At 59.9% G+C, this 16331-nt stretch carries 12 protein-coding genes and 4 tRNA genes; 11 read left to right on the top strand and 5 right to left on the bottom strand.

Going from position 1 to position 16331, the window contains the following annotated elements:
- Window positions 1-12: 12 nt before the first annotated feature.
- On the bottom strand, window positions 13-510 hold the full coding sequence (locus tag K8B33_RS02750) for a peptidylprolyl isomerase (RefSeq protein ID WP_223423023.1): 498 nt from the start codon (window positions 508-510) through the stop codon (window positions 13-15).
- Between the two features lie 122 nt (window positions 511-632).
- On the opposite strand from K8B33_RS02750, the gene K8B33_RS02745 reads away from it, so the two are divergent.
- A complete protein-coding gene (locus tag K8B33_RS02745; RefSeq protein WP_223423020.1) occupies window positions 633-2321 on the top strand; it encodes a glutamine--tRNA ligase/YqeY domain fusion protein in 1689 nt (562 codons plus the stop codon).
- Window positions 2322-2426: 105 nt separating this feature from the next.
- Here K8B33_RS02745 and folD read toward each other — a convergent pair whose 3' ends face one another.
- Window positions 2427-3272, bottom strand: a complete 846-nt coding sequence (folD, locus tag K8B33_RS02740; protein WP_223423018.1) for a bifunctional methylenetetrahydrofolate dehydrogenase/methenyltetrahydrofolate cyclohydrolase FolD — start codon at window positions 3270-3272, stop codon at window positions 2427-2429.
- 246 nt (window positions 3273-3518) lie between these two features.
- Between folD and K8B33_RS02735 the strand changes: the two genes are divergently transcribed.
- The 10 genes from K8B33_RS02735 (at window position 3519) to K8B33_RS02690 (ending at window position 12664) form a co-directional block, all read left to right on the top strand.
- A tRNA-Pro gene (locus K8B33_RS02735) sits at window positions 3519-3595 on the top strand.
- 74 nt (window positions 3596-3669) lie between these two features.
- Window positions 3670-3746: transfer RNA gene (locus K8B33_RS02730), tRNA-Arg, on the top strand.
- Between the two features lie 62 nt (window positions 3747-3808).
- A tRNA-His gene (locus tag K8B33_RS02725) sits at window positions 3809-3884 on the top strand.
- Between the two features lie 208 nt (window positions 3885-4092).
- Complete coding sequence (gene tig, locus K8B33_RS02720) at window positions 4093-5397, top strand: trigger factor (protein ID WP_223423015.1); 1305 nt, start codon at window positions 4093-4095, stop codon at window positions 5395-5397.
- Window positions 5398-5602: 205 nt separating this feature from the next.
- Window positions 5603-6244: an ATP-dependent Clp endopeptidase proteolytic subunit ClpP gene (gene clpP / locus K8B33_RS02715; RefSeq protein ID WP_396020963.1), complete on the top strand. Its 642-nt coding sequence runs from the start codon at window positions 5603-5605 to the stop codon at window positions 6242-6244.
- Window positions 6245-6397: 153 nt separating this feature from the next.
- Entirely contained in the window at window positions 6398-7711 is a 1314-nt protein-coding gene (gene clpX / locus K8B33_RS02710; RefSeq protein ID WP_223423013.1) for an ATP-dependent Clp protease ATP-binding subunit ClpX, read from the top strand.
- An 81-nt stretch (window positions 7712-7792) separates the two neighbouring features.
- The gene (gene lon, locus K8B33_RS02705) at window positions 7793-10135 is read left to right on the top strand and encodes an endopeptidase La (RefSeq protein ID WP_396020962.1); all 2343 of its coding nucleotides are present in this window, start codon (window positions 7793-7795) and stop codon (window positions 10133-10135) included.
- A 186-nt stretch (window positions 10136-10321) separates the two neighbouring features.
- The gene (locus K8B33_RS02700) at window positions 10322-10594 is read left to right on the top strand and encodes an HU family DNA-binding protein (protein ID WP_223424484.1); all 273 of its coding nucleotides are present in this window, start codon (window positions 10322-10324) and stop codon (window positions 10592-10594) included.
- Between the two features lie 10 nt (window positions 10595-10604).
- Window positions 10605-10681, top strand: a tRNA-Asp gene (locus K8B33_RS02695).
- A gap of 69 nt (window positions 10682-10750) precedes the next feature.
- Entirely contained in the window at window positions 10751-12664 is a 1914-nt protein-coding gene (locus K8B33_RS02690) for a SurA N-terminal domain-containing protein (protein ID WP_223423009.1), read from the top strand.
- 111 nt (window positions 12665-12775) lie between these two features.
- Here K8B33_RS02690 and K8B33_RS02685 read toward each other — a convergent pair whose 3' ends face one another.
- The 3 genes from K8B33_RS02685 to K8B33_RS02675 all read right to left on the bottom strand — a co-directional run bounded on the left by K8B33_RS02685 (window position 12776) and on the right by K8B33_RS02675 (window position 16313).
- The gene (locus K8B33_RS02685) at window positions 12776-13567 is read right to left on the bottom strand and encodes an enoyl-ACP reductase FabI (RefSeq protein WP_223423007.1); all 792 of its coding nucleotides are present in this window, start codon (window positions 13565-13567) and stop codon (window positions 12776-12778) included.
- An 86-nt stretch (window positions 13568-13653) separates the two neighbouring features.
- On the bottom strand, window positions 13654-15279 hold the full coding sequence (locus tag K8B33_RS02680; RefSeq protein WP_223423005.1) for an ABC transporter ATP-binding protein: 1626 nt from the start codon (window positions 15277-15279) through the stop codon (window positions 13654-13656).
- The gene (locus tag K8B33_RS02675) at window positions 15276-16313 is read right to left on the bottom strand and encodes an ABC transporter permease (RefSeq protein ID WP_223423003.1); all 1038 of its coding nucleotides are present in this window, start codon (window positions 16311-16313) and stop codon (window positions 15276-15278) included. The genes K8B33_RS02680 and K8B33_RS02675 overlap by 4 nt, the downstream gene beginning before the upstream one ends.
- Window positions 16314-16331: the final 18 nt, after the last annotated feature.

Genomic DNA, 16331 nt, shown 5'->3' with positions numbered 1-16331 from the left:
CAGTCTTCAATCTCAGTCTTCAACGATCTCTGCGCTTTCGATCAGCACGGTTTCGCTGGGGACATCCTGATGGCCGCCGCGTGAACCGGTGGCGACATTGCGGATGCGCTCGACCACTTCGTCGCCTTCGACGACTTCGCCGAACACGGCATAGCCCCAGCCATCCTGGCTGCGCGCCTTGTCGAGAAAGTGGTTGTCACCGACATTGATGAAAAACTGAGCGGTGGCAGAGTGCGGATCAGCGGTGCGGGCCATGGCCACGGTGCCGGTGTTGTTGGACAGACCGTTGTCGGCCTCGTTCTTGACCGGCGCCCGGGTCGGCTTCTGTTCCATCTTTTCGGTGAAACCGCCACCCTGGATCATGAAGTTGCTGATGACCCGGTGGAAGATGGTGCCATTGTAAAAGCCATCTTTGACGTACTGCACGAAGTTGGCCACGGTTTCCGGTGCCTTGTCGGCGTCGAGGCGGATGACAATTTTACCGTAAGTGGTGGTGAGCGCCGCTTTCATCTGGAGGTCCTCCAAGCTTTGACTGACAGGGGGCGCACTGTACACTAGCGCCCCCGGTGACCGGAACCTTTTCAGCTCCGGTTTCAGAATGATGCATCCTGCCACAGGAAGCTGCAGACAGCATGACTGAGCATACCGATACTCCGACTCATTTTATCCGTCAGATCATCGACAAGGACCTGGCTGAAGGCAAGCACGGCGGCAAAGGTGAGCATATTGTCACCCGGTTTCCGCCGGAGCCCAATGGCTATCTGCACATTGGCCACGCGAAATCCATTTTTCTGAACTTTGGCCTGGCGGAGCAGTATCGCGGCGCCTGCACGCTGCGATTCGACGATACCAACCCGGCCAAAGAGTCTGAGGAGTACGTCGCTTCCATCAAGGCCGATGTCAGCTGGCTGGGCTGCCAGTGGGCCGGTGAGGTGCGCTATGCCTCGGATTATTTCGATGTCATTCATGCCTGTGCAGTGAGCCTGATCCGTGCCGGGCAGGCCTATGTGGACAGCCAGACGCCAGAGCAGATTGCCGCCAACCGGGGCGATTTTACCCACCCCGGCACGGACAGCCCGTTCCGCGAGCGCAGTGCCGAGGAGAATCTGGCGCTGTTCGAGGCCATGCGCCAGGGCGAGTTGGACGAGGGCACGGCGGTATTGCGGGCGAAGATCGATATGCGCGCGCCGAACATGAACATGCGTGATCCGGTGCTGTACCGTATCCGTAAAGTGCGCCATCACCAGACCGGTGACACCTGGTGCATTTACCCCATGTACGACTTTACACATCCGATCTCTGACGCCATCGAGGGCATCACCCACAGCCTGTGCACGCTGGAATTCGAGGCGCATCGCCCGCTGTATGACTGGGTGCTGGACAAGCTCGAGGGCCTGCAGTCGTTCCCGTCACGCCCCCGGCAGTATGAGTTTGCCCGGCTGAACCTCAACTACACCGTGACCAGCAAGCGCAAGCTCAAGCTGCTGGTGGACGAGGGGCACGTACAGGGCTGGGATGATCCCCGCATGCCCACCATCAGCGGTCTGCGCCGTCGCGGCTATACGCCGGCGGCGATCCGCCGCTTCTGCGACATGGTCGGTGTGGCGCGGGCGGATTCGGTGGTGGATATGGGTATGCTGGAGTCGGCCATCCGTGATGACCTGAACCAGCATGCCCCGCGCGCCATGTGTGTGCTGCGGCCGCTGAAGCTGGTGATCGAGAACTGGCCTGCGGGGGAGGTTGCCGAACTGGAAGCCCCGATGCACCCGCAGAACGAGGCCATGGGGACGCGAGAGATCCCGATGTCCGGGGAGGTCTTTATTGATCGTGAGGATTTCCAGGAAGAGGCGAACAAGAAGTTCAAGCGCCTGGTGCTGGGCGACCGGGTGCGGTTGCGCTACGGCTATGTGGTGCGTGCGACGGACGTGATCAGGGACGACCAGGGTGAGATTGTCGAGGTGCGCTGTACCTATGATCCGGACACCTTGGGCAAGAACCCCGAGAACGACGAAGGGCAGGGCAAGCTGCGCGGTGTGATCCATTGGGTCTCGGCGGCGCAGGGTGTGCCTTGTGAGGTGCGCCTGTATGACCGTCTGTTTACGGCGGCCAACCCGGATCGGGAGGAGGCGGGCTTCCTGAGCTGCATGAACCCCTCATCCCTGCAAGTGCTCGAGGGTGCCGTTGCCGAACCGTCGCTGGCTGTTGCGCCGGCGGAGAGCCGCTTCCAGTTCGAGCGGGAGGGGTATTTCTGTGTTGACCGGGATAGTCAGCCGGAGCGGCCGGTATTCAATCTGACGGTGGGGTTGCGGGAGTCGTTCTAGACCTCGGTGCGCTTCGCTGCGCTCAGCACACCCTACTGGAGCGTCGTAGGGTGTGCTGAGCGCAGCGAAGCGCACCGGATGTTTGCACTGTGTGCCTGAAACACCCTAGGCAAACGCCTTCTCCCCAGCCTCCAACGTCTGAAAAATCAACGTATTGATGGTCATCGGCCCCACGCCGCCCGGCACCGGTGTCCAGGCGCTGACCCGTTCTGTCAGCGGGTCCAGCTCGATATCGCCTACGCCACCGGGGTGATAACCGGCATCCACCACTACCGCACCATCCTTGATCCACGCCGCCTTGATGAACTCCGGCTTGCCGACGGCGCCGATCAGCACATCGGCCTGACGGATATGGCTCGCCAGATCCTGCGTGCGTGAGTGGCAGATGGTCACTGTGGCATTGGCGCCCAGCAGCATCATGGCCATGGGTTTGCCGAGAATGGCGCTGCGCCCGACCACCACCGCGTGCTTGCCTTCCAGCTGGACGTCGTAGTGTTCCAGCAGGCGCATGATGCCCTTCGGTGTGGCGCAGCCGTAGGCCGCTTCGCCCATGCTCATGCGGCCAAAGCCGAGGCAGGTAACGCCGTCCACATCCTTCTCCAGTGCAATGGCATCAAAGCAGGCGCGTTCGTCGATCTGCGGCGGCACCGGGTGTTGCAGCAGGATGCCGTGTACATCGGGATCGGCATTCAATTCAGCGATGCGGGCCAGCAGCGTTTCGGTGCTGGTGTCCTCGGGCAGTTCGATCGCCAGGGATTTCATGCCCACGCGCTCGCAGGCGTTGCCTTTCATGCGCACATAGGTGGCCGAGGCCGGGTCGGCGCCGACCAGCAGGGTGGCCAGAATAGGGGTGCGGCCATCCGCGCTCTCGCGCAGCGCGGTGACGCGCTCGCGCATTTCGGCCTCAAACTTCTGGGCCAGGGCCTTGCCATCAAGAACCAGCGCACTCATCGGCGTCATATCTCCTGGAAGCGGTTGTATAAAGGGTGTCTCTGCTGAGCGGCGCATTCTCGCACGGATCACCGGCGGGTGCAGCCCGTATGCGGCGCGTCGTGTGGCGGTTTGATCGGGAGGTTTCGTCGCGTGTGCTGTACACTAACTGAGCACTCGAGCGCCAATGCATCAGAAACAGAGACTTGTGCGTTGACGCTCCACTGGGGCCCGCGTATTATGCCGCCTCGCTCGAGTTGCATGTTTCGGGGTGTAGCGCAGCCTGGTAGCGCGCCTGCTTTGGGAGCAGGATGTCGGGGGTTCAAATCCCTCCTCCCCGACCAATTCGTTTGGTCAACCCGCAGTGCGAATCAGCATTGCTGGCAAGTCCATCGAGCTGGTCATGACACAGAATCATGCGCCTGTAGCTCAATTGGATAGAGCAACGGCCTTCTAAGCCGTAGGTTGCAGGTTCGAGCCCTGCCAGGCGTACCATTTTCCAATGGGTGCCACGCAGCAGGGAGCGGATCCAGAGAAAGGTTCAACCCGTTTAAATGGTGGCTGTAGCTCAGTTGGTAGAGCCCCGGATTGTGACTCCGGTGGTCGTGGGTTCAAGTCCCATCAGCCACCCCATCTGCCAGAAATGCGGCGCCCCTTAGCGGGCGCCGTTTTTCGTTGTGGTCTGGCGTTGTGGTTTGGGGAGTTGTACCCGGCGGCGGTGCTGGTGGCGTGGGCGGGGCAGCATCAGCTATAATCCCGGCCCTTCTCGGATGCTGCCTGCTGAGACAGACGTTCAGGCAGGAATTCCAAATCAGATTACGTCTTTATAAAAGAGGAAGTTATGCAGGTTTCCGTAGAAACAACTTCAGGTCTTGAGCGGCGCGTAACCGTAGGTGTGCCGGCCGACAAGCTGGACAGCGCGGTACAGACTCGCCTGGCGGATGCTCAGAAGAACCTGCGTGTGGACGGCTTCCGACCCGGCAAGGTGCCCATGGGTGAAGTGAAGCGTCGCTTCGGCAAGGCCGTACGCGACGAGGTGCTCAGCGAAGTGATGCGTGAGTCCTTCATCGACGCCGTGAGCAAGGAAAAGATCGAGCCTGCCGGCATGCCGCAGTTCGAAGCCACCGTGAACGAGCCGGGCAAGGATCTGGAGTTCGTGGCGACCTTCGAAGTGTACCCGGAGGTGGCGCTGGCCGCGTTCGACACTATTGAAGTGGAGAAACCGGCTGCAGAAATCAGCGACGCTGATGTGGACAAGATGATCGAGCAACTGCGCAGCCAGCGTGCCACCCATGAAGTGGTAGAGCGCGCGGCAGAGCAGGGCGATCGGGTCAACATCAACTATGTCGGCACCCGCGATGGTGAAGCGTTCGAGGGCGGCACCGCCGACGGCCAGGCGCTGGTCCTGGGCTCCGGCCAGATGATCCCGGGCTTCGAAGACGGCATCGTCGGCATGAAAGCCGGTGACGAGAAATCCATTGATGTGACTTTCCCGGAAGATTATCAGGCCGAAGACCTGAAAGGTCAGGCGGTCAAGTTCGCCATCACCGTCAACAAGGTCGAAGCACAGAAGCTGCCCGAGGTGGATGACGAGTTCATGGCATTGTTCGGCGTCAAGGACGGCGGCATGGACGCCTTCCGCAAGGAAGTGCGCGGCAACATGGAGCGCGAACTGCGCAACGCCGTGAAGGGCAAGGTCAAGGAACAGATCATGGGCGGTCTGGTGGAAGCGCACAGCTTCGACGTACCCGCAGCCCTGGTCACCGGTGAAATCCAGCGGATGCGTCAGCAGATGATGCAGCAGTTCGGTGGCGGCCAGCAGTTTGATGCCAGCATGTTGCCGGAAGAGCTGTTCAAGGAGCAGGCGGAGCGCAGCGTACGCCTGGGCCTGATCGTGCGTCAGATCCTGGAGCAGCATGAAGTGAAGGCGGATGCCGACAAGGTACGCGCCCAGGTTGAGGAAATTGCATCCCAGTACGAGTCGCCGGAAGAGGTGGTGAACTGGGTCTACAGCAATCCGCAGCAGCTGCAGCAGATCGAGGGCGCCGTGCTGGAAGAGCAGGTCGTCGAACTGGTGCTCGGGCAGGCCAAAGTGACCGAAAAAGTACTGCCTTATGAGGAAGCGGTGGCGCGTCAGCAGGGCTGATCTGCGCTATACCCGCACAGAAAACGGGGCCTTCGGGCCCCGTTTTGCGTTTTTTATCGCCGCTTTGTGCAAGATTTGCGCAACCGCAGGGAGATTCACGCCCGCTTTATAGACGTTGTTCCGGGTGCGTCATAAGATGCTGTGAATACCCGGTAACAATACCCGCACTAAACAGGACCAGTGAATGATAGATATCAGCGGCAGCATGTCACAGCTTACCTCTCAAGCAGCATCCCATGGTGGTCAGGATCCCTCTGCGCTGGGTCTGGTGCCGATGGTGATCGAGCAGACCGCTCGGGGTGAACGCTCCTTCGACATCTATTCCCGGCTTCTCAAGGAGCGGGTGATCTTTCTGGTGGGCCAGGTCGAAGATCAGATGGCCAATCTGATCGTGGCGCAGATGCTCTTCCTGGAATCCGAGAACCCGGACAAGGATATACATCTGTATATCAATAGCCCGGGCGGTTCCGTGACGGCCGGCATGGCCATTTACGACACCATGCAGTTCATCAAGCCGGCAGTGTCCACCATGTGTATCGGCCAGGCTGCCAGCATGGGCTCTTTCCTGCTCACGGCCGGTGAGAAGGGCAAGCGTTTTGCGTTGCCGAACTCACGCATCATGATTCACCAGCCGTTGGGCGGCTTCCAGGGGCAGGCGTCGGACATCGAGATCCACGCCCGGGAGATCCTGAAGATCAAGGCCCGCCTGAATGATCTGCTGGCGCACCACACCGGCCAGTCGATAGAAATACTCGAGCGCGATACGGACCGGGATAACTTCATGGATCCGGCAGATGCCCTCAAGTATGGTCTTATAGATCAGGTACTTAGTAGCCGGTCAGTATAACGCCCCTGAAAGAGTGGCCCGCGCTGCAGGCCGCTCTCTGTGCGGCACAGGCAGCGGCAGGCTTGAAAAAGCCCTGCGTTGCCTGCATCTTGAGGACAAAGAGAGGTTGAAAGCGGCGGTTGCCGTGAGTCAACACAGCGAGAGGCGACCCTGATGACCGATCACACCGGCGGAAAGAGCGAAGACGGCAAGTTGCTGTACTGCTCGTTTTGCGGCAAAAGCCAGCACGAGGTGCGCAAACTGATTGCCGGCCCTTCGGTATTTATCTGTGACGAATGCGTGGACCTCTGCAACGATATCATTCGTGAAGAAGTCAGCGAGGATGCCGCGGAGGACGAGTCGCGGCGCCTGCCCAAGCCTCATGAAATAAAAGGGACACTGGACGATTTCGTTATCGGCCAGGAGCGTGCGAAGAAGGTGCTTTCGGTGGCGGTGTACAACCACTACAAGCGTCTGCGCGGTGGCCCCGACAACGCCGTGCCGAGCAAGACCGGCGGCAAGAAAGGCGAAGAGATCGAACTGGGCAAGAGCAATATCCTGCTCATCGGCCCGACCGGCAGCGGCAAGACGCTGCTGGCAGAAACACTTGCGCGACTGCTCAACGTGCCGTTCACCATCGCCGATGCGACCACCCTCACCGAGGCGGGGTACGTGGGCGAGGACGTGGAAAACATCATTCAGAAACTGCTGCAGAAGTGTGACTACGATGTGGAGCGCGCCCAGATGGGTATCGTCTACATCGACGAGATCGACAAGATCTCGCGCAAGTCTGACAACCCGTCCATTACCCGTGATGTGTCAGGGGAGGGCGTGCAGCAAGCGCTGTTGAAACTGATCGAAGGCACGGTGGCGTCTGTGCCACCTCAGGGTGGGCGAAAGCATCCCCAGCAGGAATTCCTGCAGGTGGATACGTCCAACATCCTGTTTGTCTGTGGCGGTGCCTTTGCAGGCCTCGAGAAGATCATTCGCGAGCGCTCCGAGAAGGGCGGCATCGGTTTCTCCGCTGAGGTGAAAAGCAAGGACAAGACCGTCAATGTCGGCCAGACCCTGCTGGACGTGGAGCCGGAAGACCTGATCAAGTTTGGTCTGATCCCGGAGTTCATCGGGCGTCTGCCGGTCATCGCGACACTGGAAGAGCTGTCCGAAGAAGCCCTGATCCAGATCCTCACCGAGCCGCGCAACGCGCTGACCAAGCAATACGGCCGCCTGTTCGATATGGAAGGGGTGGAGCTGGACTTCCGCGAGGACGCACTGCGCGCTGTGGCCCACAAGGCCATGGAACGCAAGACCGGCGCCCGGGGCCTTCGCTCGATTCTTGAGAACGTGCTGCTGGATACCATGTATCAGGTGCCGTCCCAGGAAGGTGTTGCGAAGGTGGTCATCGACGCGGCCACCATCAAGGGTGAATCTGAGCCGCTGCTGATCTACGAGCGCAGCGAGCAATCCTCCAAAGTGGCTCCGGAGTAATCCGGGGCCTGGCAAACGAGGCCTGACGTGCTGAAAGATATCCCCCTGCTGCCACTGCGTGATGTAGTGGTCTACCCGCATATGGTAATCCCGCTGTTTGTCGGGCGAGCCAAATCCATTCGCGCGCTGGAAGTGGCCATGGCCGGCGACAAGCAGGTGCTGCTCGTCGCCCAGCGCAACGCCACCGACGACGATCCGGGTGCTGATGCACTGTATCGCGTGGGTACGGTGTCCACGATTCTGCAAATGCTGCGTCTGCCCGATGGGACGGTCAAAGTGCTGGTGGAAGGCAGTGGGCGCGCTCATGTGGTCAAGGTCGATTTCAACGACGAGTGCGCTGTAGCGGATGCCCGTGAACTCGGTGAGCGCCTGCCGCCAGACAACGAAGCAGATGCCCTGAACAAGACATTGCTCGAACAGTTTGAACAGTACGTCAAGCTGTCGAAGAAAGTGGCGCCGGAAATCGTCAGTTCGGTGTCATCAATCGATGAGCTGGACCGGCTGACCGATACCATCGCAGCCCACTTGCAGCTCAAGCTTGAGGAAAAGCAGGAAGTGCTGGAGATGGCCGATACGCGTGAGCGGGTCGAGCATCTTATTGCGCTGATGGAATCGGAGATCGACATCTTCAATGTCGAAAAACGCATCCGTGGCCGCGTCAAGAAACAGATGGAAAAGAGCCAGCGCGAGTACTATCTGAATGAGCAGATGAAGGCCATTCAGAAAGAACTCGGCGATATGGACGACGTCGGCAACGAGATCGAGGAGCTGGAGAAGAAAATCGGCGCCTCGGGTATGCCGAAAGATGCCCGCGACAAGGCACAGGGTGAGCTGACGAAGCTGAAGATGATGTCGCCGATGTCAGCGGAAGCCACCGTGGTGCGCAGCTATCTTGAATGGATGGTGAGCATCCCCTGGAAGAAACGCAGTAAGGTGCGGCATGACCTGAAGGCCGCCCAGGAAATTCTGGATCAGGATCACTACGGTCTCGAGGAGGTCAAGGATCGCATTCTTGAGTTCCTGGCCGTGCAGACCCGGGTTGGCAAGGTGAAAGGCCCGGTGCTGTGCCTGGTAGGTCCGCCAGGGGTGGGCAAGACCTCTCTGGGGCAGTCCATCGCCAAGGCCACCAACCGCAAGTTCGTGCGCATGGCGCTGGGCGGCGTGCGTGATGAAGCCGAGATTCGCGGCCACCGGCGCACCTATATCGGTTCGCTGCCGGGCAAGGTCATACAAAAGCTGGCCAAAGTCGGCGTGCGTAACCCCTTGTTCCTGCTGGATGAAGTGGACAAGATGGGCATGGATATGCGCGGTGACCCGTCTTCCGCGCTGCTGGAAGTGCTGGATCCCGAACAGAACAACTCGTTCAATGATCACTATCTCGAGCTGGACTACGATCTCTCCGAGACGCTCTTTATTTGTACCTCGAATTCCATGAACATTCCGGCGCCGCTGCTGGATCGTATGGAAGTGATCCGTATTCCCGGCTATACCGAAGATGAAAAAGTCAATATCGCGCGTCAGTATCTCGTGCCGAAGCAGGCAGAAGCCAACGGCCTGAAAAAAGACGAATTGTCCTTTGATGACGACTCGTTGCAGCATATCATCCGGCACTACACCCGCGAAGCCGGCGTACGTGGTCTGGAACGCGAGATCAGCAAGGTCTGCCGCAAGGTGGTGAAAGAGCACCTGCTCAGCGACAGTAGTGAATCGGTCAAGATTGTCGGCGAAGATATCGAGAATTATCTCGGTGTGCGCAAGTACAGTTTCGGTCGTGCAGAAGAGCAGGATCAGATCGGTCAGGTGACGGGTTTGGCATGGACATCGGTCGGTGGTGAACTCTTGACGATTGAAGGCGTCTCAACACCCGGCAAGGGGCTGGTGACCATGACCGGTTCCCTGGGTGACGTCATGCAGGAATCGATCCGCGCTGCGTACACGGTGGTCAAGAGCCGGGCACGTACGCTGGGTATTCGCCGCAGGCAGCTGGAGCGGAATGATTTCCACATCCATGTGCCGGAGGGTGCCACGCCGAAGGACGGTCCCAGCGCGGGTGTTGCCATGTGCACCTCGGTGGTATCCGTGCTCACCGGTATTCCGGTACGCGCCGATGTGGCGATGACTGGCGAGATCACATTGCGTGGTCAGGTATTGCCAATTGGTGGCCTCAAGGAGAAACTGCTTGCGGCGCACCGGGGTGGCATCAAGACTGTGTTGATTCCGCAGGAAAATGAGCGGGATTTGAAGGAAATACCGGAAAATATCAAGACAGCACTTGATATCCGCCCGGTAAAATGGATTGATCAGGTTCTGGAAGTGGCGTTGCAGCACATGCCGACGCCACTGAGCGAAGCAGAGGTCGAGGAAGAAATCGCCACTGCCGAGGACGGGAAAAAAGGTGACGCTGATCGCGTCAGCACCCATTGACAGTTGCATCTGTGTATTTGTCGGTGGTTAATGTTTTGCTGGTTTGATCAGCAAATGTAAATGCTCGGGCTCTCTGGAGGTCGCTTCCTTGACGGGTTTCCGGCCCGTTGGTATAAAGTCGGCTTCCTCACCAGGGACGTGGCGAGCGCTCCAGTGAACAACGGGAAATCAAAAAAGGGGATTTTCGTGAACAAATCAGAACTGATTGATGCTATCGCAGCTGCAGCAGATATTTCCAAGGCCGATGCCGGTCGTGCACTGGACGCAACTGTTGAGGCGGTTACCAACGCACTCAAGGGCGGCGACAGCGTATCACTGGTAGGCTTCGGTACCTTCACCGTGAAGCAGCGTGCAGAGCGCGAAGGCCGTAACCCGCAGACCGGGCAGACCATCAAGATCGCAGCAGCAAACGTACCGGGCTTCAAAGCCGGTAAAGCACTGAAGGACGCGGTCAACTGAGTCGTGTACAGGAGCGGTAGTTCAGTTGGTTAGAATACCGGCCTGTCACGCCGGGGGTCGCGGGTTCGAGTCCCGTCCGCTCCGCCAACAGAGAAGCGTGTCCTGACAGGGATGCGCTTTTTTGTTTGAGGCATATTGAATAATACGGAGAAAACAATGCAGGGCTTCAGGCGATTCTTGCGCGGACCGGCAGGTAAAGTCCTGTTGGCGGTCATCATCTTGCCCTTCGTGGTATCCGCGTTTTATGGCTATTTCACGGGTGGGGGCGGCGACAGCGTTGTTGCCAAAGTGGAAGGCGTTTCAGTGACCCGGAATGCGGTCGATAGCCGTGTTCAACAGGTGCGTCGTAACGTCAGTCAGCAGTCGCCGGATATCGATCCGGATGTGCTGAACAATTTCATCAATGCGGGCATGATCCTCGAGGGCATGATCAGTGAGTTGCTGATGCTGCACACCGCTCGGGATTCGGGCATGCGCGTATCGGAAGAGCAGGCGGCGCGCGCGATTACGCGCACCCCGGACTTCCAGGACCCGGAGACCGGGCGTTTCTCCCAGCAGGTGTTCGAGCGCGTTGTGCGCAGTATGGGTCAGAGCCCCCGTGGCTACATTCAGGGCCTGGGCGACCAGATGCTGCTGAATCAGCTGCGCGCCGGGTATGAGGAAACCGAGTTCGCCCTGCCTTATGAACTTGCGGACCTGCGCCGCCTGGGTGAGCAGCGTCGTGATATCAGCTATATCCGGGTTGATACGAACACGCTGCGTAGCGAATTTGAAGTGAGTGCCGAGGAGGCTGAGGCCTTCTATGAGCGCAATACCGACGAGTTCATACGGCCGCAACAGTTCCAGCTCGAGTATGTGCTGCTTGACCGTGATGCTTATCTCGATCGGGTGAGTTTGAGCGAAGAAGAGATTCGGACGGAGTATCAGGCCCGGCGCCAGATGATTGAGTCCGCGGCAGCCAGCGCAGAGCGTCGGCGTGTGTCGCATATCCTGTTCACCGGCGATGACGCGGAAGCCCGCGCTGAGGCGGTGCGGGAGACCTTGGCAGGCGGTGGCGATTTCAGTGCTGCTGCGGCAGAACACTCCGACGATGCCGCCACAGCGGGCAACGGTGGTGATCTGGGCACTGTTGCACGGGGTGATTTGCCCGAGGCACTGGAAGAGGCGTTGTTTGCGCTGGAAGAAGGGGCGGTGTCAGCGCCGGTGGCCAATGACGGCGCGGTGCACCTGCTCAAGGCGGTCCGGGTTCAGCGCCGTGAACTGCCGGGCTTCGACGAAATGCGTGACAACATCGCCCGGGATATGAAGCAGGCCCAGGCGGATGTGCTCCTGGGTGAGGATGTGGCGATTCTGGAGCAGTTGGCCTTTGAGCATCCGGATCTTCAGGTCCCGGCAGAAACACTGTCGACGACAGTGCGAACCAGTGGTTATTTCCCCTTGTCCAGCCCGGAGGGCATTGCCACCCATCAGGGCGTCCGTGCGGAGCTGAATAATCCGGCCGTGCGTGAGCGCGGCCAGAACAGTCGTCTGGTCGAGCTCGATGAAGGGCGTTTTGTCGTCATTCGCGTTGCTGACAGCCAGCCTGCTGAACCGATTCCGTTTGCAGAAGTGCGTGATCGTATCGTGCGGCGCTTGCAGATGCGTCAGGCCTTTGATCGTATCGACGAGATGCTGATTCAGGGCGAGCAAGCCGTCTCGGAAGGGGCTGATATCACCGCGCTGGCATCGCTGTGGGACCGCCCTGTGTCGGTGGCGACTGACATCGAGCGTGGTGCTGCTGAACCCGCCGCGGAGCTGGTCGAGAAAGCCTTCCGTATGCCGCGCCCGACGGAAGGTGAGGTGGCGCCCCTGCAGATCGTGAGATTGGGCACCGGTGATCTGGTGGCGCTGTCATTGCGCGCCGTGCGCGATGGTGACCCGGAAGGCCTTGATGACGCGCAGCAAGCCCAGGCGTTGGCACAACTTGGCCAGTTCGAGGGTGAGCGCAGCTTCCGCCAGGCGATTGCCTGGTTGCGGGAGAGCGGCAAAGTGCGGCTTTATCCGGAGCGCCTTGGTAGCGGTGAGGAATAACGGCAAAGAGTAATACCTGCCGCAGCAATAAAAAAACCGGCCATCAGGCCGGTTTTTTTATGCGTTGCTTTGCTGGGCCTGCAGAGTCTGCAGAACATGCACGGGAACGTATTACTCGCCGTCACCGCTGGCCGCCGTATTGGCACCACCATCAACGTACATGATCTCGCCGGTGACACCGGAGGCCATGTCAGAACACAGGAACGCTGCTGCGTTGCCCACTTCCTCAATGGTGACATTGCGACGCAGGGGCGCCTTGGCCGCGTTCTGATCCAGCATGGTCCGGAAGCGCTTGATCCCGGACGCCGCCAGTGTGCGGATCGGGCCGGCGGAGATGGCGTTTACACGAATGCCTTCCTTGCCCAGGCTGGCAGCCAGGTAACGCACGCTGGCTTCAAGGCTGGCCTTGGCCATTCCCATGACATTGTAGTTGGGAACGGTTTGCCGTGACGCGTGATAGCTGAGCGTGAGCAGGCTACCGTTGCGGCCTTTCATCATCGCATGCCCGGCCTTGGCCAGTGCCACGAAGCTGTAGCTGGAAATCTCATGGGAAATACGGAAGCCGTCGCGGGTGGCAACGTCAATGAAGTTGCCATCCAGCTCCTCTGCCGGCGCAAAGCCGACGGCATGGACGATGCCATCCAGGCCATCCCAGTGCTTGCCGAGCCCGGCAAATACGGCATCTATCTGCGCGTCATCCGCGACATCGCAAGGAAAGCACAGGTCCGTCGAGCTGCCGAACATTTCCGCCGCTTTTTCGATCCGCGATTTGAGCCTGTCATTCTGGTAAGTGAAAGCCAGATCGGCGCCTTCGCGGTGCATGGCCTCGGCGATGCCCCAGGCTATTGATTTGGTGCTGGCAATGCCCACAATCAGATAGCGTTTGCCGTTCAGAATGCCCATGTGCAGTCCTCTTTATTTGCGGTGCAGGCAATGTAGCGGAAAGTCCGATTTCTTGCATTGTTCAAATGCAACAAAGCATTGGGGTATCAGTTGTTCGCTGAAATCGCCCGAATGTCAGTGGCAAAGGCCGCGTCAATCAACTGCCGTGTGTAGTCGTGAGCCGGGTCACGGAAAATCTGCTCCGTGGGGCCCTGTTCCAGCGCCTTGCCAGCGCGCATGACCACCATCTGGTGGCTGATGGCGCGCACCAGCTTCAGGTCATGACTGATGAAGACATAAGAGAGGCCGTGGCGCGCCTGAAGATCGCGCAGCAGTTCAAGTACCTGGTGCTGCACGCTGCGGTCCAGAGCCGAGGTCGGCTCGTCCAGAATCAGCACTTCCGGTCGCAGGATCAGCGCCCGGGCGATGGCAATGCGCTGCCGTTGGCCTCCGGAAAACTCATGCGGGTAGCGGTGTCGCACCTCTGGCGGCAAGCCCACCTCAGTGAGCATGGTCACCACCTGGGCTTCCCGGTCACTGCGGCTCAGGCCACGCTGGTGCACCGTCAGGCCTTCTTCGATGATCTGTCCGACGGTCATACGCGGGTTCAGGGTGCCCCAGGGGTCCTGGAAGACCACCTGCATGCGCGCACGCCAGGGCGTCATGGCTTTCGCGTCAAGCTGGTCCAGGCGTGTGTTGTCCAGGGTGATCTCGCCGCGGCTCTCCGTCAGCTTCAGCAGCGCCATCGCCAGTGTGGATTTGCCGCTGCCGCTCTCGCCCACGATGCCCAGGGTTTCGCCCTTGCGCAGTGCGATATCGACACCGTCCACGGCGCGGAACCAGGTCTTGGGGGCAAACAACCCGCCACCGCGCTGGCTGAACCAGACACGCAGATCCCGCGTACTCAGATGTGTCAGGCGGGCAGGATCGGTAACCGGCGGCACGCCGCCGGGCTCGGTCTTCAGCAAATGCCGGGTGTAGTCGGCCTGCGGGTCGGCCAGCACCCGGGCGGCAGGGCCTTTCTCGACGATCCTGCCCTGATGCATGACGGCGACGTCTTCGGCATAGCGCCCGACAATGCCGAGATCATGGGTGATCAGCAGCACCGAGAGGCCGAGCTCTCGCTGCAGGGATTTCAGCAGATCGAGGATGCCCGCCTGTACGGTGACGTCCAGCGCGGTGGTGGGCTCATCGGCAATCAGTACGCTCGGGTCATTGGCCAGTGCCATGGCGATCATGACGCGCTGGCGTTGCCCGCCGGAGAGCTGATGTGGATAACGGCCCAGCAGGGTTTCCGGATCTGGCAGATGGACCTTGGCCAGTAGCGCCAACACGCGCTCCTGTGCCGCCTTGCCGGACAGGCCCTGATGAATGGCCAGGCTTTCACCAATCTGCTTGGCGACCGTGTGCAGGGGATTCAGCGCGCTCAGCGGCTCCTGGAAGATCATGCTGATGCGCCCGCCGCGCAAACCGCGCAGACGGTTTTCAGGCAGGTGCCAGATATCCTGTTGTTCCAGGGTCATGGCGTCGGCGGTCACCGTGGCCTGGGGCGGCAGCAGGCGCAGTATCGAGAGTGCTGTCACGGACTTGCCGGAGCCAGATTCACCCACCAGGGCCAGCATGCGCCCGGGGGCAATGCTCAGGGAGACATTGTCGACCACGGCGGGCCCGTCGTTGCCGAAGCGTACGCTGAGGTTCTCGATGCTGAGGCGGCTCGTGTCAGCCTGGCTCATGACGTGGCCCCCAGATACTTTTTCGGATCGAACGCATCCCGCACCGCCTCACCAATGAAGATCAATAGCGTCAGCAGGAACGCCAGGGATACAAAGGCACTGATGCCCAGCCATGGCGCGTGCAGGTTGGCCTTGCCCTGGCCCAGCAGCTCGCCCAGGGACGGTGACCCTGGCGGCAGGCCAAAGCCGATGAAATCCAGTGTGGTGAGGGTAATGATGGCGCCATTGAGGATGAAGGGGACAAAGGTCAGCGTAGCCACCATGGCGTTGGGCAGCATGTGACGCGCCATGATCACGGGTGTGGAAATACCCAGGGCCTTTGCCGCTCTGACATAGTCCATGTTGCGACAGCGGAGAAACTCCGCACGCACCAGATCCACCAGCGCCATCCACGAGAACAACAGCATGATCAGCAACAGCCACCAGAAATTCGGCGCTACGAAGCTTGAAATGATGATGATCAGATACAGGGTGGGCATGCTCGACCAGATTTCGATAAAGCGTTGCCCGGCGAGATCCGTCCAGCCACCGTAGTAGCCTTGCACCGCACCGACGCCGATGCCGATGATGCTGCTGGCAAACGCCAGCATCAGCCCGAACAGCACAGAAATACGAAAACCGTAGATGATGCGTGCAAGCACATCCCGGCCCTGATCATCGGTGCCCAACCAGTTCTCTCCCGATGGCGGGGCAGGGGAGGGCACATCCAGATCATAGTTGATGGTGGCATAGCTGAAGCGAATCAGCGGCCAGACCATCCAGCCCTCTTCTTCGATCAGCTCGCGCACGAACGGATCGCGATAATTGGTTTCCGTCTCGAACATGCCACCAAAGGTGGTTTCCGGATATGCCTTGAAGACGGGGGCATACAACTCCCCCTGGTAGCTGACGACCAGGGGTTTGTCGTTGGCAATCAGTTCGGCGGCCATGCAGATCACGAAGACGGCGGCAAAAATCCACAGCGACCAGTAGCCGCGACGATTGGCCTTGAAGGTCTGCCACTGGCGCTCGAAAACGGGATTACTGAAGGCCATGCCGGCTCCTGTGGCAGG

The organism is Alcanivorax limicola, assembly GCF_019931215.1.
In the GTDB taxonomy this organism is placed as follows: domain Bacteria; phylum Pseudomonadota; class Gammaproteobacteria; order Pseudomonadales; family Alcanivoracaceae; genus Isoalcanivorax; species Isoalcanivorax limicola.
The sequence above is the reverse complement of the archived record's forward strand: the minus strand, read 5'-3'. Positions and strand labels throughout refer to the sequence as shown.